We start from the raw sequence: 17,132 nt of genomic DNA on the forward strand, positions 1-17,132 counted from the left end.
CAGCAGTCCGATCGAAGGTCGCCGAGCAGGCCGGCAAGGCAGGCAGGTCGACAAGGGAAGGACCCACCATGCCGTACGAAGTCCAGGGTGTGATCGCCGCGGGCAAGGGTGAGGCCGTCGAGGTACGGTCCGTCCTGGTGCCCGACCCGGGACCCGGCGAGGCCGTCGTCGCCGTGCAGGCGTGCGGGGTCTGCCACACCGACCTGCACTACCGCGAGGGCGGCATCAACGACGACTTCCCCTTCCTGCTCGGCCACGAGGCCGCCGGGGTCGTGGAGGCCGTCGGCGCGGGCGTCACGGGGGTCGCCCCGGGCGACTACGTGATCCTCAACTGGCGCGCCGTCTGCGGCAACTGCCGCGCCTGCCTGCGCGGCCGGCCGTGGTACTGCTTCGCCACCCACAACGCCGCGCAGAAGATGACCCTGGAGGACGGCACCCCGCTCTCCCCGGCGCTCGGCATCGGGGCGTTCGCGTCCAAGACGCTGGTGGCCGCCGGGCAGTGCACCAAGGTCGACCCCGACGCCCGCCCGGCGGTGGCGGGCCTGCTCGGCTGCGGCGTGATGGCCGGGCTCGGAGCGGCGATCAACACCGGCGGCGTCACGCGCGGCGACTCCGTGGCGGTCATCGGCTGCGGCGGCGTCGGCAACGCGGCGATCCTCGGCTCCTCGGTCGCGGGCGCGTCGAGGATCATCGCGGTCGACGTCGACGACCGCAAGCTCGACCTCGCCGGCGGGTTCGGCGCCACGCACACCGTGAACTCCACCGTCGACGACCCCGTGGAGGCCATCCGCGAGCTCACCGGCGGCCACGGCGCCGACGTCGTGATCGAGGCGGTCGGCCGTCCGGAGACCTACAAGCAGGCGTTCTACGCGCGCGACCTGGCCGGCACCGTCGTGCTGGTGGGCGTGCCGACGCCCGACATGACTCTGGAGCTGCCGATGCTCGACGTCTTCGGCCGCGGCGGCTCGCTGAAGTCGTCCTGGTACGGCGACTGCCTGCCGAGCCGCGACTTCCCGATGCTGATCGACCTGTACCTGCAGGGCCGGCTCAACCTCGACGGGTTCGTCTCCGAGACCATCGAGCTCGACGACGTCGAGGAGGCCTTCGGCAAGATGCACCGCGGCGAGGTCCTGCGCTCGGTGGTGGTCCTGTGAGCGCGAGCGGCGTTCCGGACGGCCCCGGCGGCACGGCGGGCCTGTCCAAGATCGTGACGTCCGGGTCGTTCACGCTGGACGGCGGCACCTGGGACGTCGAGAACAACGTCTGGCTGCTCGGCGACGACCGTGAGGTCGTGGTCGTGGACGCCGCGCACGACGCCGAGGCGGTCCAGGAGGCGCTCGGCGGCAGGCGGCTGCGGGCGATCGTCTGCACGCACGCCCACAACGACCACGTCAACGCGGCGGGCGCCCTGTCCGACGCGACGGGCGCGCCGATCCTGCTGCACCCGGCCGACTCCGTGCTGTGGCAGATGGTGTACGGCACGGGACGGCCGTACGAGCCGCTCGCCGACGGCGACGTCATCGAGGTCGCCGGCACCGCGCTGCACGTGCTGCACACGCCGGGGCACTCCCCGGGCGCGGTCAGCCTGCACGTGCCCGACCTCGGCGTCGTGTTCACCGGCGACACGCTCTTCTCGGGCGGGCCGGGGGCCACCGGCCGGTCGTACTCGTCGTTCGAGACGATCATCGACTCCCTCCGCGAGCGGCTGCTGGTGCTGCCGCCCGAGACGGTCGTGCACACGGGCCACGGAGAGTCCACGAGCATCGGCGCGGAGGCGCCCGATCTGGAGTCCTGGATCGCGCGGGGTCACTGAAAAAACGCAGCTTAATCAGGGTACATACGCACAGAGTAAGGAGATCGTGACGCGCCGCCCCTGACGGGAGAGTGACATCCACCTGACGGTGGCACATGTCACATAGGCATGCCTAACTTGCTTGCGCTATCTTAGGTATGCCTAACCTTCCTTCCTGAAAGGGCGTATCCTGTCGTGTACGTATGCATCTGCGAGGCGGTGACCGAAAGCCAGGTCCACGCCTGCATAAAAGCGGGTGCGAAGAGTGCGCGACAGATCCGGGATACCACGGGCGCGGGCAGGGATTGCGCGACATGCGTACGAAAGATCTGTGCGATCCTGAAGCGATCTGAAGATTTAGTCGCTACCGCGTAGATATAGGGGCCCGCCCATGCAGGGGGATAAGGACATCATCGCTCTGTTGAACGAGCAGCTGACGTCGGAGCTCACCGCCATCAACCAGTACTTCCTGCATGCGAAGATGCAGCAGAACTGGGGATACACCAAGCTGGCCTCCTTCACCCGGTCGGAGTCCATCGACGAGATGCGGCACGCCGAGGTGCTCACCGACCGCATCCTCTTCCTGGAAGGGCTGCCGAACTACCAGAAGCTCGGCACGCTGCACATCGGTCAGACGGTCAGGGAGCAGCTCAAGGCCGACCTGGAGCTGGAGCTCGGCGTGGTGCGGCGCCTGCGTCCCGGCATCCAGCTCATGCGCGAGCGGGGTGACGTCACCTCCGCCCGCATCTTCGAGGCGATCCTTGAGGACGAAGAGCACCACATCGACTACTTGGAAACCGAGCTGAGCCTGCTGGAGTCGCTGGGCGACGGCCTCTACCTCCAGCGCTACGCCGAGCCGCCGTCCAGCTCCGGCGACTGAGCCCGGCGACGCGCCGGCGGCGGGCCCCGCACGAGGGCTCGCCGCGGGCCGGCGACACGCCGGGGCGCCCCGGCGTGTCTGGGCCGCTTCGGGACGTTCGCGGGCGGAAGCGCCTAGCGGACCGGGGTCCCGGGCGGTGCGTGAGGGCTCGTACCTCTTTCGCCGAGTTTGCCCAGGTCAATTGGTGGGTCAACGACGAGTCAAACCGCGCGCTGTACCCGGGAAACGATCGCCTAAGGTCCTACGATCGCTTTATGACCTGCGTACTTCTCGCCGAGGATGACACCTCGATCTCCGAGCCCCTGGCGCGCGCGCTGCGCCGAGAGGGCTATCAGGTGGAGGTGAGCCCCGATGGCCCGCAGGCCCTGGAAAGGGCTCTGTCCGGGGGCGTCGACCTCATCGTGCTAGATCTGGGCCTGCCCGAGATGGACGGGCTGGAGGTGGCCCGTCGCATCCGTGCCGAGGGGCACGGCACGCCCGTGCTCATCCTGACCGCCCGCGTCGACGAGGTCGACACGGTGGTCGGGCTCGACGCCGGCGCCGACGACTACGTCACCAAGCCGTTCCGGCTCGCCGAACTGCTCGCCCGCGTGCGCGCCCTGCTGCGGCGCGGCACCTCCGAGACCCCCGTGGTCCAGGGGGTGCGCATCGACGCCGACTCGCGGCGCGCGTGGATGGGCGACAAGGAGCTGCACCTCACCACCAAGGAGTTCGACCTCCTGCGCGTGCTCGTCCGTGACGCCGGCAAGGTCGTCACCCGCGAGCAGATCATGCGCGAGGTGTGGGACACCAACTGGTGGGGCTCCACCAAGACACTCGACATGCACATCTCCTGGCTGCGCCGCAAACTGGGGGACGACGCCGCCAAACCTCGATACATCACCACGGTCCGCGGGGTCGGCTTCCGGTTCGAGCGCGAATAGCCAGCGGCTAGATGCGCCGGAGGTTGCTCTCCTCGACCCTCGTGGTCGCGGCCCTCGCCGTCCTGCTCCTGGGCGTGCCGCTCGGGCTGGTGGTCACCCGCCTCATCGACGACGAGGCGGTCCAGCAGTTACGGGCTCAGGCGACGCTGCTGCTCAGCCAGGTCGAGTACGCCCGCATCGAGGACCGGCCCGTCGATCCGGACGAGCTGCAGCGGCAGTACCCCAACAGGTACGTGCAGATCTTCATCCGCGACAGCCCGACCGTCATCGTGGGCGCCGACCCGCCCCCCGATCGGCAGATGACCGAGGAGACCCATTCAGAGAGCGGTGTCTACGTCCGGATCACCCGCGACCGAGCGCAGGTGGAGCGGAACATCCGGGGTTGGCTCATGCTCATCGTCGCCCTGGCGGGGCTGGCGCTGGCGGTCGCCGTGGCGCTCGCCGTCGTGCAGTCGCGCCGGTTGACTCTGCCGCTCCTTGATCTCGCCCGGATCGCGGAGCGGCTGGGGTCGGGCGAGGCACGGCCCAGCCGGCACCGTTACGGCATCCCCGAGCTCGACCGGGTGGCCGAGGTGCTCGACCGCAGCGCCACCCGCATCGCCGAGCTGCTGAGCCGCGAGCGCGAGTTCGCCACCGACGCCTCCCACCAGCTCCGCACGCCGCTCACCGGGCTCACCATGCGCCTGGAGGAGATCGTGGCGGCCGCCACCCAGCCGGCGATCGTCCGCGAGGAGGGCGAGGCGGCCATCGTCCAGGCCGAGCGGCTCACCGCCGTGATCGACGAGCTGCTGGCCGCCGCCCGGCGGCAGCGGCACGCCCAGGCGGAGGCGATCGGCGTGGACGAAGTGCTGCGCCAGCAGATCACCGAGTGGGAGCCGGCCTTCCGCAGGTCCAGGCGGGCACTCGTCCTCGACGGCGAGCGGGGGCTGCGCGCGCTGGTCAGCAAGGGCGGGCTGAGCCAGGTGGTGTCGACGCTGCTGGAGAACTCCCTGGAGCACGGCGACGGCCCGGTGACGATCACGACGGGCTGTTCCGACATGTCGGTGGTCATCGAGGTGGCCGACCGCGGCCCCGGCATCCCCGAGCACCTGCGTCCGCAGGTGTTCGACCGCAACGTGAGCGGCGCCGGGGGCACCGGCCTCGGGCTGACGCTGGCCAGGGCGCTCACCGCCTCCGACGGCGGGCGCCTGGAGCTCGTGTGCTCTCGCCCGGCGGTCTTCGCCCTGTTCCTGCGGCACGCTGACGAGGCCGCGCGCCACCGCGTGGTCAGCGGCCCCGCGTGACCGGCGGCGAGGCCGGCTGCCGCGGCTGAGGCGGCGGGGGCGGCTGAGGCGCCGCCAGGTGCTGGGCGGGGGTGTCCTGGGTGTCCTGGGCGTCGCCGGTGACCTCCGGCAGGCCGGTGTGCGGGTCGACCGGGGGCACGCCGGGCGGCAGGAAGACCCACTTCTTGTACGACCAGAAGCGGAACAGCGTGCCGATCGCGGTGCCGATGATCAGCGAGATGTTGTAGCTCAGCGGATCGCGCCATTCGAGGGTGTACTCGACGAAGCCGATGATGAGCAGCGAGATCAGCAGGCCGATGCCGTTGAGCACGAAGAACAGGAAGTACTCGCGGGCCAGGCCCGACTGCTCGCGGTGCCGCCAGGTCCAGAACCGGTTGGCGAGGTAGGCGAACGTCGCCGCGACGACCGTGGCGAAGACCTTGGACGTCAGCGGGCCGAGGGGCACGCCGTACCGCAGGAGGTTGGTGCCGCCGAAGTCGATCACGAAGGCGACGGCCCCGACGGTGCCGAACTTGGCGAGCTCGCGGAGCAGCGAGGAGAACCTGTCATACAGGCGTTGGGTGAACCGCACGAAGGTCCTTCCTGGTCTTTGAGCTCCTCCAGGTTACCGGTGGGAGGGCGGGGCGCGCGTCCAAGACGTCCGCACCGGTCGAACGACTATCTACGTAAATATCGTTTTAACGCCTAGTAACCGACGTGGTGCGCTAGGCTGCGGCGCAGATCGCATAGGCGTCCCCTGGAGAGGTGGCTCCCAGCGTGCTGCGTCGAGTGCTGGCTCTGGGAATCGGCCTGATGCTGCTGGTCGGGTGCGGAGCGAGGGTCGAGGGTCAACCCGCGAGCACGACCGATCGCAGGAAGGCCACGGCCGCCCGCACGGTCGGTCCCGGCGACGCCGAGAGCGCCTTCGGCGTGCTCGCCGAGCTGGACGAGGCCTGGCGGAAGCGCGACTGCGCGAAGGTGCGGCACCTGACCACCGCGGCGGAGAACGTGCTCGGCGACCGCGCCTGCGAGGCGACCAGGCACGGCCGCCGGGTCCCCTCCCGTCCCGAGTACGGCGACGTCAGGTTCTACCTGCCCGACACCCCCGACGACGTCCCGTGGTTCGTGGCGCTGGCGAGCGAGCCGCACCCGGCCTACTTCCTGCTGGTCCGCGAGGACGACCGCTGGCGGGTGGCCTACGGTCCCGTCCGGCTCGTCGGCGAGGCGTCCGACCTGGACGCCGACGTGACCACGCGGGTCGTCCCCAGCGACGACCCCGACGACGGGGTCGCGGCCCGGCTGGTGCCGCAGAAGCACCTGGCCTTCCTCGCCGACCACGTGGGCCTCAGCGGGGTGCGGTTCCCCGCAGGGGACGCCATGAAGGACCTGCTCGCGGAGCTGGTGAAGAAGCCCTCCACGGTCCGCCCCGACCGCCTCAGCTCCGACGTGCGACTCATCCCGGGCGAGACCAGAGCCCTGGCCCTGGCCGACGGCGGGGCGCTCGTCTTCCACGCCCTGGAGATCCTGCACACCCAGAAGTCCGGTTCGGGCAAGCTCCGCCACCCGATCGCCGGCACGGCCGACATGCGCGCCTTCACCGGCAAGCCCTCCCAGCCGTCACTCCACGTCACTGAAATATTCATGCTCGCCACCGAGGTGGACCCCGACGGCGGGCTCAGAACCGTCGCCATGACCCGCCACCTGTCCGACGTCACCACCTGACCGCGCCACCCCCCGGGAGCCGCCGGACCGGCGGTACGACCACCGGCCGGCACCCCGCCTTCGTCACGGCGGCGGGCGGCCGGGCCGCGGGCGGGTATGACGTGGCCGGCCTCCGCGCCACCCCCCGGGAGCCGCTGGACCTGCGGTACGGTCACCGGGGCGCGGTGGGTAGGGTTCTGGCTTGTGACCGGTGAAGTTCCGAGGCGACCGTCCCCCGCCGGCCCCGTCGTGGGCATGGTGGGCGCGGGTCAGCTCGCCCGTATGACCCAGCAGGCCGCCATCGCGCTCGGCGTCGAGCTGCGTGTGCTCGCCGGCTCCGCCGACGAGAGCGCCGCCCGGGTGGTCCCCGGCACGCGGCTGGGCGACCACCGCGACCTCGCCGCCCTGCGCGACCTGGCCGCCGGCTGCGACGCCGTGACCTTCGACCACGAGCACGTGCCCACCGCCCACGTCCAGGCGCTGGCCGCCGAGGGCGTCGCCGTCCACCCGGGCGCCGACGCGCTCGTCCACGCCCAGGACAAGGCCGTGATGCGCGAGCGGCTCACCGCGATCGGCGCCCCGTGCCCGGCGTGGGCGCGGGTGTCGACGGCCGCCGACATCGAGGGCTTCGGCGAGGAGCACGGCTGGCCCGTGGTGCTCAAGGCCGTGCGCGGCGGCTACGACGGCCGCGGCGTCTGGGTCTGCTCCTCGGCCGAGGACGCCGCGGAGGTGCTCGCCAGCGGGGTCCCGCTCATGGCCGAGGCGTTCGTGCCGTTCGAGCGGGAGCTGGCGGTGCTGGTGGCCCGCTCGCCGCACGGGCAGGGCGTCAGCTACCCGGTCGTGGAGACCGTCCAGGAGGACGGCATCTGCGTCGAGGTGATCGCGCCCGCGCCGGGGCTCGACCCCGAGCGCGCGGCCCAGGCCCAGCACGTCGCGCTGAAGATCGCCAACGAGCTGGGGGTGACCGGCCTGCTGGCGGTCGAGATGTTCCAGCTGCCCGGCGGCCGGGTGCTGGTCAACGAACTGGCCATGCGCCCGCACAACAGCGGCCACTGGACGATCGAGGGCGCGCGCACCTCGCAGTTCGAGCAGCACCTGCGGGCCGTCCTCGACCTGCCCCTGGGCTCGCCGGCCCCGACGGCGCCGGTGGTGGTGATGGTCAACCTGCTGGGCGGAGAGGATCCCGACGTCTTCTCGCGCTACGAGCACGTGATGGCCCACGACCCCGGCGTGAAGATCCACTTCTACGGCAAGGACGTGCGCCCCGGTCGTAAGATCGGCCACGTCACCGCGTTCGGCACCGACCTCGACGAGGTCCGCGCCCGCGCGCGCCACGCCGCCGTCCACCTGGCCACCGGGGAGTACGTGTGACCATCCACCCGACCAAGGGGGTCCCTGCGATCACCCACCTGACGGCGGGGGTACGTGTGATCGCCCACCCGACCGCGGGGGAGTGCCTGTGACCACCGATGAGCCGCTGGTCGGCATCGTGATGGGAAGCGACTCCGACTGGCCGGTGATGAGGCTCGCGGCGGAGGCGCTGGCGGAGTTCGACATCCCCTTCGAGGCCGACGTCGTCTCGGCGCACCGCATGCCGCACGAGATGATCGCCTACGGCGAGGGCGCCGCCGGGCGCGGGGTGCGCGTGATCATCGCGGGAGCGGGCGGAGCCGCCCACCTCCCCGGCATGCTGGCCTCGGTGACGCCGCTCCCGGTGATCGGCGTCCCCGTCCCGCTGAAGTACCTCGACGGCATGGACTCCCTGCTGTCCATCGTCCAGATGCCCGCCGGCGTCCCCGTCGCCACGGTGGCCATCGGCGCCGCCCGCAACGCCGGCCTGCTGGCCGCCCGCATCCTGGCCACCTCCGACGGCGACCTGAGGACCCGCATGGAGTCCTTCCAGGCGACCCTCCGCGACCAGGCCCACGCCAAGGGCGACCGCCTCCGAGCCGAAGCCAAGAACCTCCACTAAGGCGTTCAGTGCTCGCCCCGCCCCGGAAGGCGCTTTCGGCCCAGCCTTCTGAAGGGCGCCTCTCAGGCGCCTACTCCCCGCCATCGCGCAGCCGATCGCGGCGCTGGCTCAAGCCACCGGTGCGCGCCGGGGAACCGGGCACACCGGTGGGTCGGTCCGCGCGTCGGCTGCCGGGCCGCCCTGACCACACGCTCGCCGGGGTCAGGGGCGGCCCAGGGCGCGGTAGTGCCAGCCGGAGGCGCGCCAGGTTTCGGCGTCCAGGGCGTTGCGGCCGTCGACGATCCTGCGGCTGGCGACGACGCCGCCCAGCGTCTCGGGGTCCAGCTCGGTGAACTCCGGCCACTCGGTCAGCAGCAGCACGACGTGAGCGCCCTGCGCGGCCTCAAGGGCGGAGGAGCCGACGCTCAGGTTGGGGTGGGCCTTGCGCACGTTGTCGAGTGCCACCGGGTCGTAGACGGTGACCTTCCCGCCCTGCTCCTGGATCTTCAGGGCCACGTCCAGGGCCGGGGAGTCGCGGATGTCGTCGGAGTTGGGCTTGAACGCGGCGCCGAGCACCGTGACCGAACAGCCCCGGAACGAGCCTCCGGCCAGCTCGCGGGCCAGGTCGACCATGCGCGCGCGGCGGCGCATGTTGATGGCGTCCACCTCGCGGAGGAACGTCAGCGCCTGGTCGGCGCCGAGCTCGCCGGCGCGCGCCATGAACGCCCGGATGTCCTTGGGCAGGCAGCCGCCGCCGAAGCCGAGCCCGGGGTTGAGGAAGCGCCCGCCGATGCGCTCGTCGAACGACAGCGCCAGCGACAGGTCCTTGACGTCGGCGTGCGCGGCCTCGCAGACCTCGGCCATGGCGTTGATGAAGGAGATCTTGGTGGCGAGGAAGGCGTTGGCCGCCACCTTGACCAGCTCGGCCGTCGGGTAGTCGGTGATGATCAGAGGCGTGCCCGCCGAGAGCATGGGCTCGTACACCTCGCGCATGACCTTCTCCGCCTTGTCGGACACGACGCCGAGCACGATGCGGTCGGGGTTCATGGTGTCCTTGACGGCGAAGCCCTCGCGCAGGAACTCGGGGTTCCACGCCAGCTCCACCAGGTCGGCGGCGGGCGCGAGCAGCGCCAGCTTGTCGGCGAGGCGCTGGGCGGTGCCCACGGGGACGGTCGACTTGCCGACGACCAGGCACTGGCGCGTCAGGTGCGGCGCGAGCGACTCCACGACGGCGTCCAGGTAGGACACGTCGGCCGCGTACTCGCCCTTCTTCTGCGGCGTGCCCACGCAGACGAAGTGCACGTCGCCGAACTCGGCGGCCTCCTCGTAGGAGGTGGTGAAGCGCAGGCGCCCCGACGCGAGGCCGCTCTGGAGCAGGTCTTGCAGGCCGGGCTCGTGGATCGGCAGGTCACCGGCGCGCAGCCGGGCGATCTTGTCCGGATCGACGTCCAGGCCGAGGACCTCGAAGCCCAGCGCCGCCATGCACGCCGCGTGCGTGGCTCCCAGGTATCCGGTCCCCATGACCGTCAGGCGGTAGGACACGAGCGCGCTCCTTCCATGTTCGTCTGTCGACCCAATCTTTACCGTTACGTTGCCGAGGCATGTTACCGGCCCTCTGGCCTCGCGCAACAGTACAAACAGGACATTTCACCGGGGGGTGCTGTCCATATACCCCTGCGACGGCCACCGTATTGTTGGACGTCCTACTATCTTCTTATGAGCTTCCCTCTCTACGCGCCCGCCGAAGAGCACCAGATGCTGCGTGAGACCGTGCGGGCCCTCTCCGACGAGAAGATCGCCCCGCACGCCGCCACGGTGGACGAGAGTGCCGAGTTCCCCTGGGACGCCTACAAGGCCCTGCTCGCCGCCGAGCTGCACGCGGTTCACATCCCCGAGCAGTATGGCGGCGCCGGCGCCGACGCGCTCGCCGCCGTCATCGTGATCGAGGAGGTCGCGCGCGCCTGTGCCTCCTCCTCCCTGATCCCCGCCGTCAACAAGCTCGGCACCGTACCACTGCTGCTGTCGGCATCCGAGGAGCTCAAGCAGGCTTACCTCCCGCGGGTCGCGCGCGGGGAGGGAATGTTCTCCTATGCCCTGTCCGAGCCGGAGGCCGGCTCGGACGCAGCCGCCATGAAGACCCGTGCCGTGCGCGACGGCGACCACTACGTGCTCAACGGCACCAAGATGTGGATCACCAACGCCGGCGTCTCGGAGTTCTACACGGTCATGGCCGTGACCGACCCCGGCGCCGGCGCCCGCGGCATCTCGGCCTTCGTCGTGGAGAAGGGCGACGAAGGCGTGAGCTTCGGCGCCAAGGAGAAGAAGCTCGGCATCAAGGGCTCGCCCACCCGCCAGGTCATCCTGGAGAACGTCCGCGTCCCCGCCGACCGCATGATCGGCGAGGAGGGCACCGGCTTCAAGACCGCCCTGGCCACCCTCGACCACACCCGCATCACCATCGCCGCCCAGGCGTTGGGCATCGCCCAGGGCGCCCTCGACTACGCCATCGGCTACGTCAAGGAGCGCAAGCAGTTCGGCAAGCCGATCGCCGAGTTCCAGGGCCTCCAGTTCATGATCGCCGACATGGCCATGAAGCTGGAGGCGGCCCGCCAGCTCACCTACGCCGCGGCGGCCAAGAGCGAAGCCGCCATGCACGGCGACCGCGCCCCCGACCTCACCTTCTTCAGCAGCGCCGCCAAGTGCGCCGCCAGCGACGCCGCCATGGAGATCACCACCGACGCCGTCCAGCTCCTGGGCGGCTACGGCTACACCCGCGACTACCCGGTGGAACGCATGATGCGCGACGCCAAGATCACCCAGATCTACGAGGGCACCAACCAGATCCAGCGCATGGTCATGGCCAGGCAGCTCCTGAAGTAGTCGTCTCCGGAGATCTTCTCGATGGCGACGTGATCAGGGGCGACCAGGTCGCGGTCAGCGACTACCGATTCGCGGGTGCCACGTCCACGGGAACGGCGGCGAGTAGCGCGCGGGTCTCGGTGACGACGCGGTCAGCGAAAGCAGGGTCACGGACTTGAACGGAGCCGACCATCGGCTTGCCGCTCTCGTCGTAGTACACCCCTGTCCGATCCGACCCGTCGGTCAGTACGCTGGTGATCATTCGAGCGGCACGCTTCGGGGTGCTCCAGTGCTTGACGAGGGGCGCGAGCGGCGCGGCGACGTACTTGGCCAGAAACTGGACGGCGGCGTTCGCGTCGCGGCCGAGGCCGGTGCCCGGATTGAAGCCTGGTTCGACCGCGTTGAAGCGCAGCCGCGGAGTCTCACGCGCGAACGCCAGCACGGTGGCGAGGTTGCACTGCTTCGATGTGGCGTAGGCGTCGAAACCGGCTTTGGAGGAGCCCCCGGGCTGCCATTCGCCGCGGAAGCCGGCCTCTGCCGAGATGTAGCGCCCACCGCGGAAGCCGATGGCGGCCGCGGGCTTCAGTTCCGGATCCTCGACGCCCGAGCAGACGAACACGACGTTCGCACCGTCGGGAAGGTGCGGAATGAGCGCCTCGGTCAGAGCAAATGGTCCGAGGTGGTTGGTCGTGAAGGCGAGGTCGTACCCCTGTGCGGTTTGATCGGCGCGGGTCGGCATGATGCCCGCGTTGTTGAGCAGACCGGCGATCGGAAGGCCGAGCGCGACGATCCGCGCGGCCGCGCGCCGCACGCTCGGGATGTCGGAGAAGTCGCAGACCACCGATACCGCGTGACCCTGGGGCCGCGCGTTGATCTCGGCTTCGACCTCTGTGAGCTTGTTCGGGTCGCGGCCCACCAGAATGACGCTGCCGTGCTCGGCGAGTTTGAGCGCGGTGCGCCGCCCGATTCCGGACGTCGGCCCGGTGATGATCCACGTCCTGGCGGGCGATCTGCTGCGGCTGGAGTTGGGCATGTCGGTTCCTTCACGGTCGAGATCACGGGTGGATGGAGATCAGGCGGTGGGCGGAGCGGCGGAGCCGGCCAGCACCCGCCAAATGGCGTCGGACGCGACCCTGCTGCGGGCCTCGGCTTCGGCAGGCTCGCGGATCATCTCGTCGATCGTCGCCTCGGCGATCGCGTTCACCAGGGTCAGGACGTAGCCAAGCGGCACGTTCTGCATCGGCCCGTTGGCCCGGCTTCGTTCCAGCAGGTCGGCGATACTGCTGAACGCGAAGCTCGCCGCCCGGTGACTGTCGGCGGTGATGTCATCCGCCACTTGGAGCTGTGCGAGCGCCCGCCGCTTGTCCGGGTTGGCCGTCGCCCAGCGCCACCACTGCGTCCACATTTGGCAGACCTGCTCGCGGGGTCCGTCCCCGGCACGGAGATCGGGGGTCGCCGCGGCGGCCATCTCCGCCTTCAGAGCGACGTAGAGCTCGTTCAGCAGCTTCGCTTTCGTGTCGAAGTAGGTGAACAACGAACCATTGGAGATGTCTGCCTCCCTCGCGATCGCCGCTGTGGCCGCCCCGAGCCCCTGGGACGCGATGACGCGGGTGGCCGCGCGCAGGATCGCATCACGCCGATCCTCACTCCGTGGTCTGGGCATGACCCGACTATATAAGAGAGTGTCTAGTCAGTCAAAAATGTGGCTTCGCCGGGGCGACCTCGGGGCCCTGTGTCCACCTCCTGCCCGTTTCGCGTCGGCGTGGACGGGCGCGGTGAGTTCGTCCCGTAGCGGGGGTACGAGGATGAACCGTGCGGCGTGGTACTTCGCGGTGGTCTTCCCGGCCGGGTCCGGCGGCGACTGATGGGCTGGAGCCGTTGCAGGCGCTACGCGAACGGCCAGCCATAGCGGTCGTGCAGGGCTGCGGCCACGCGGGCGAACTTGGCGGGTTCGAGGACGGAGCCCTCGCGGCGGATGTCGTGCTCGTCGAGTTCGAGAACGCGGTCCAGGCGCAGGTGGGAAACCCGTTGTTCGCGATCCCAGCCGCCGGAGCCGAGCGCCAGCCAGTCGTCCTCGTGGCCTGGGTCGGGATCACGGCTGGAGAGCATCATGCCCAGCAGTCGGCGCCCATGGCGGCCGACGAGCAGCAGGGGCCTGTCCTTGCCGCGTGTGGCGTCCTCCTCGTACGGCACCCAGGCCCACACGATCTCGCCGGGGTCGGCCAGGCCGTCCAGGTCCGGGGAGTACTCCAGGGCCACCGCCCCCTGTACGTCGTAGACCTGCCGTGCGACGCCGCGAACGGGGCGGGAACTCTCGCCTTGATCACGCATGCCCGCAGCCTAGCGTCACCGATTCCGCGGCTGCCGCCCGAGGGCCGCCGGGTGGCCGGCGAGTGTGATCACGGTCGCTGATGAAAGTTACATCACCAGATGCGATCCACCACTTCTGATGTGAGCGGTTTCCTCCCGCGCCCGCCCGTGACGCGGGCTGGTCCGGCGGGGACCCGGTGCGCCGCCGGCACCGCACGAGGGATCGCCCCGGTCGTCAGCACCCGGCGCGGTGACGGATGCACCGGCCTCTGACCTGGCGGATCGGGCCCGCCCACAGCCGGATCGCACCGCAGGTATGACCGGCGGGGTCGCACCGCGACCCGCGGGCACCGCCACGGCGCCGAAGATCACCTGGCGTCGTGGTTCCGGGGCGGTCGGAGGTGCGCCTTCCCCCACTCCGCCGACTGTTGCCAGCCACCCGTGTTAATGCGACATTACCGCCAGACGTCATTCGGCATACGTATGACGTCACGAGATGGTAACGCCGCGTCTGTCACGGATACCCCGGGCCGCCGCGCATCGCGTGAGGGCCGGCCGGTCTTCCGGCCCGGAAAGGGGCACGGCCCGCCGATCGATGCCCCCGACCGCAAGACAGGCGCCACGGCCGCGCGATGACACACTCCCGACGGGTTCCGCCACGGCGGGGTGGTCACGCGGTGAACACATCTGCTCGGAACCAGCGAAAGGAACAGAGCGTGAAGTCAGCCCTGTCCACCACTGGGAAGGCGTTAGCAGCGCTCGCGGTGTTCGTCGCCGCCGTGTCGCTGCAGGCCTTCGCAGGTGGCACCCCGGCCTCGGCAGCGGTCCAGGCGACCTACTACGTCGCCCCCGACGGCGACGACGCCAACCCTGGAACGCTCGCGTCGCCGTTCAGGACCCCGCAGCGCGCGAGGGACGTCGTCCGCACGGTGAACGCGAACATGACCGGCGACATCCAGGTGTATCTCCGCGGGGGCAACTATTCGGTCGCCAGCACCATCGACTTCACGTCGGCCGATTCCGGCACGAACGGGTACCGGGTCATCTACTCCGCCTACCAGAACGAGACGCCGATCCTCAGCGGAGGCGTTCGGGTGACCGGATGGACGCAGCACAGCGGCAACATCTGGAAAGCCCCGCTGAACCGCGGCAACAAGCTCCGTGCGCTCTACGTCAACGACAAACGAGCGTTCATGGCCTCGAAGACGATGAGCTCGGCGGGGTGCTACGGAACCTACAACGTCACGGCGGGGCAGGCGTCCTGGGCGTGGGAGTCGGGTTCGCAGTGCGCGGGGGCGAAGTACAGCCTGAACGACTTCCCCGCCATCGCCGGCAATCAGGACGACATCGAGATAGAGACGGGGACGACCTGGACCACGGCCATCGTGGGAGTCCGGCAGGTCACCTCTGACGGCGCGAACCGGATAGCTCAGTTCCAGCAGCCCGGAGCGGCCATCGCCCAGGGCGCCTTCAACGGGAACGCCCAGGTCGGCGGCTCCCACAAGGTCATGAACGCCTACGAGTTCCTGGACACGCCGGGCGAGTTCTTCTTCGACAAGACGAGCCGGACGCTGTACTACTACAAATCGGGCTCCGAGGACATGGCCGCCGCGACGGTGTTCGCGCCGAACAACGTGTCCACCCTTCTCAGGGTCGCCGGCACCTCCACGAGCAGTCGCGCCCGCAACATCACGTTCTCCGGCCTCACGGTCCAGCACTCCGACTGGAACCTGTTCAACGTGGCCGGCTCGGTGCTCAAGCAGGCGCAGCAGGGCAACCTCGGCGCACACGCGTATGCCAGGCAGAACTTCCACGTCTACTACTACCGCAACGTCGACATGGCGCCCGGCATGATCCAGATCGAGAACGCCGACGGGCTCATCCTGCAGAACAACCGGATCCAGCACACCGGCGTCGACGGAATCACCATGGTCAACGACGTGGTGAACTCGCAGTTGATCGGAAACCACACGAACGACATCGCCGGATCCGCCATCGCCGTGGGCCATCCCCAGCATGTCTACATCGGGGACCACACCGCGACGAATCGCGAGAAGTACCCCGCCCAGGTCGAAGGGGCGCCCAAGAACATCCAGATAAAGAACAACTACATCTACGACAGTGCCGTGCTGTTCAACGGGCACAGCCCCATCTCGGCGTACTTCGCCGACGGCCTGTCCATCCAGCGCAACCGCATCGAGAAGACCCCGTGGTCGGGTATAACGCTCGGCTGGGGGTGGTGGAACTTCGACGGGTCGTCAGGCTCGATCGTGCCCAACCGGCCGACCAACACGGCGAAGAACAACAACATCAGCTACAACCACATCATCGACACGGTGCAGCGCCTGAGCGACACGGCTCCCATCTACACGCTGGGCAGCCAGCCGGGAACCACGATCAACAACAACTATCTGCAGGGCGTCCCCGCCGGTCACAAGTACGGACTCCACCCGGACGAGGGCTCGGCGTACATCGCTTTCCGCGACAACGTCCTGAGCGTGGACAAGAATGTCACGTGGCTCATCAACTCCGACGACTTCGGGCGCAAGCATGATCTGAGCATCACGCAGACATACGGCCCTATCAACAAGGTCTCCAACAAGAACCTGCCGAACAGCACGGTCCAGGACATCATCGTGTCCTCGGACTACGTCTGGCCGGCGCAGGCCTATGGCATCGCCGTGAACTCCGGGCTTGAGGACGCGTACCGGAGCATCATTCCCCAGAGCAATCTCTCTCCGCCGGACTACGCCCTGCCGGCCAGCACGTTCGTCGGCGCCGGTGTGACGTCGATTCCCATCCGGAGCATCGGCGATGCGAGCAGGTCGGTCTGGCTGGCCCCCTCGGGTACGACCTCCTTCGTGGCCGGCAACACGATGACCAGGGCGAGCGGAACCGCCACCTCCATCGCCGTTCCGACGTCGGCCGGCGAGTACCGGCTCTACGTCGTGGACGCCCAGGGGAATCGGTCGGCTGAGTCGAAGTCGCTCGTCAGGCAGGGGAACGGCGGCGGCAGCCAGCAGAACGTCACCGTCGTGGGCGGCCAGTCGGGTCGATGCCTGGACATCACCGGCGGCACGGCGACCAACGGCGCTCAGGCGCAGCTGTGGGACTGCAACGGCGGCACCAACCAGCGGTTGACGTACACGTCGGGCAAGCAGCTGCAGGTGTTCGGCAACAAGTGCCTGGACGCCTCCGGCCAGGGCACCTCGAACGGCACCCAGGTGGTGATCTGGGACTGCAACGGCCAGACCAACCAGCAGTGGAACCTGAACTCCAACGGCACCATCACCGGTGTGCAGTCCGGGTTGTGCGTCGACGCCTACGGCGGCGGCACCGCCAACGGCACGAGGATCATCCTGTGGTCGTGCAACAGCGGCCCGAACCAGCAGTGGAGTCTGCGCAGCTGACGCGCGGTCCCACCTGGCCGCGGACGGTGTACGCACACCGTCCG

16 protein-coding genes are annotated in these 17,132 nt (G+C 69.6%); 11 read left to right on the top strand and 5 right to left on the bottom strand.

The features are described 5' to 3' along the window. Positions 1–68: 68 nt before the first annotated feature. The 6 genes from PYR91_RS01015 (at position 69) to PYR91_RS01040 (ending at position 4,878) form a co-directional block, all read left to right on the top strand. Positions 69–1,154 (top strand): S-(hydroxymethyl)mycothiol dehydrogenase, encoded by a 1,086-nt coding sequence (locus PYR91_RS01015; protein WP_279776945.1) that lies wholly within the window; start codon positions 69–71, stop codon positions 1,152–1,154. Beyond that, a complete protein-coding gene (locus tag PYR91_RS01020) occupies positions 1,151–1,813 on the top strand; it encodes an MBL fold metallo-hydrolase (RefSeq protein ID WP_279776946.1) in 663 nt (220 codons plus the stop codon). The genes PYR91_RS01015 and PYR91_RS01020 overlap by 4 nt, the downstream gene beginning before the upstream one ends. 174 nt (positions 1,814–1,987) lie before the next feature. Then, positions 1,988–2,167, top strand: a complete 180-nt coding sequence (locus PYR91_RS01025) for a (2Fe-2S)-binding protein (RefSeq protein WP_279776947.1) — start codon at positions 1,988–1,990, stop codon at positions 2,165–2,167. A gap of 16 nt (positions 2,168–2,183) precedes the next feature. Continuing rightward, the gene (bfr, locus tag PYR91_RS01030) at positions 2,184–2,672 is read left to right on the top strand and encodes a bacterioferritin (protein WP_279776948.1); all 489 of its coding nucleotides are present in this window, start codon (positions 2,184–2,186) and stop codon (positions 2,670–2,672) included. 254 nt (positions 2,673–2,926) lie between these two features. Further along, the gene (locus PYR91_RS01035) at positions 2,927–3,595 is read left to right on the top strand and encodes a response regulator transcription factor (RefSeq protein WP_030451323.1); all 669 of its coding nucleotides are present in this window, start codon (positions 2,927–2,929) and stop codon (positions 3,593–3,595) included. An 11-nt stretch (positions 3,596–3,606) separates the two neighbouring features. Then, complete coding sequence (locus tag PYR91_RS01040) at positions 3,607–4,878, top strand: ATP-binding protein (protein ID WP_279776949.1); 1,272 nt, start codon at positions 3,607–3,609, stop codon at positions 4,876–4,878. Here PYR91_RS01040 and PYR91_RS01045 read toward each other — a convergent pair. Beyond that, positions 4,862–5,449 carry a GtrA family protein gene (locus PYR91_RS01045; protein ID WP_279776950.1) on the bottom strand — a complete coding sequence of 196 codons (588 nt, stop codon included), beginning with the start codon at positions 5,447–5,449 and terminating at the stop codon, positions 4,862–4,864. The genes PYR91_RS01040 and PYR91_RS01045 overlap by 17 nt on opposite strands. 185 nt (positions 5,450–5,634) lie before the next feature. Between PYR91_RS01045 and PYR91_RS01050 the strand changes: the two genes are divergently transcribed. From PYR91_RS01050 to purE, 3 genes are all read left to right on the top strand, one after another. Continuing rightward, complete coding sequence (locus PYR91_RS01050; RefSeq protein WP_279776951.1) at positions 5,635–6,579, top strand: hypothetical protein; 945 nt, start codon at positions 5,635–5,637, stop codon at positions 6,577–6,579. Positions 6,580–6,762: 183 nt separating this feature from the next. Further along, positions 6,763–7,929 carry a 5-(carboxyamino)imidazole ribonucleotide synthase gene (locus PYR91_RS01055; RefSeq protein ID WP_279776952.1) on the top strand — a complete coding sequence of 389 codons (1,167 nt, stop codon included), beginning with the start codon at positions 6,763–6,765 and terminating at the stop codon, positions 7,927–7,929. Between the two features lie 88 nt (positions 7,930–8,017). Then, on the top strand, positions 8,018–8,530 hold the full coding sequence (gene purE / locus PYR91_RS01060; RefSeq protein WP_279776953.1) for a 5-(carboxyamino)imidazole ribonucleotide mutase: 513 nt from the start codon (positions 8,018–8,020) through the stop codon (positions 8,528–8,530). A 201-nt stretch (positions 8,531–8,731) separates the two neighbouring features. On the opposite strand, the gene PYR91_RS01065 is transcribed toward purE, so the two are convergent. Further along, a complete protein-coding gene (locus PYR91_RS01065) occupies positions 8,732–10,051 on the bottom strand; it encodes a UDP-glucose/GDP-mannose dehydrogenase family protein (protein ID WP_279776954.1) in 1,320 nt (439 codons plus the stop codon). A gap of 174 nt (positions 10,052–10,225) precedes the next feature. Here PYR91_RS01065 and PYR91_RS01070 point away from each other — a divergent pair, with 174 nt between their 5' ends. Then, the gene (locus PYR91_RS01070; RefSeq protein ID WP_279776955.1) at positions 10,226–11,389 is read left to right on the top strand and encodes an acyl-CoA dehydrogenase family protein; all 1,164 of its coding nucleotides are present in this window, start codon (positions 10,226–10,228) and stop codon (positions 11,387–11,389) included. Positions 11,390–11,450: 61 nt separating this feature from the next. Here PYR91_RS01070 and PYR91_RS01075 read toward each other — a convergent pair whose 3' ends face one another. The 3 genes from PYR91_RS01075 to PYR91_RS01085 all read right to left on the bottom strand — a co-directional run bounded on the left by PYR91_RS01075 (position 11,451) and on the right by PYR91_RS01085 (position 13,699). Next, on the bottom strand, positions 11,451–12,401 hold the full coding sequence (locus PYR91_RS01075) for an SDR family NAD(P)-dependent oxidoreductase (protein WP_279776956.1): 951 nt from the start codon (positions 12,399–12,401) through the stop codon (positions 11,451–11,453). A gap of 39 nt (positions 12,402–12,440) precedes the next feature. Further along, the gene (locus PYR91_RS01080) at positions 12,441–13,031 is read right to left on the bottom strand and encodes a TetR/AcrR family transcriptional regulator (RefSeq protein WP_279776957.1); all 591 of its coding nucleotides are present in this window, start codon (positions 13,029–13,031) and stop codon (positions 12,441–12,443) included. 224 nt (positions 13,032–13,255) lie between these two features. Next, on the bottom strand, positions 13,256–13,699 hold the full coding sequence (locus tag PYR91_RS01085) for a type II toxin-antitoxin system PemK/MazF family toxin (protein WP_279776958.1): 444 nt from the start codon (positions 13,697–13,699) through the stop codon (positions 13,256–13,258). A gap of 695 nt (positions 13,700–14,394) precedes the next feature. Here PYR91_RS01085 and PYR91_RS01090 point away from each other — a divergent pair. Beyond that, positions 14,395–17,088, top strand: a complete 2,694-nt coding sequence (locus tag PYR91_RS01090; protein ID WP_279776959.1) for a ricin-type beta-trefoil lectin domain protein — start codon at positions 14,395–14,397, stop codon at positions 17,086–17,088. Positions 17,089–17,132: the final 44 nt, after the last annotated feature.

The organism is Sphaerisporangium sp. TRM90804 (assembly GCF_029846175.1).
Lineage (GTDB): Bacteria > Actinomycetota > Actinomycetes > Streptosporangiales > Streptosporangiaceae > Sphaerisporangium.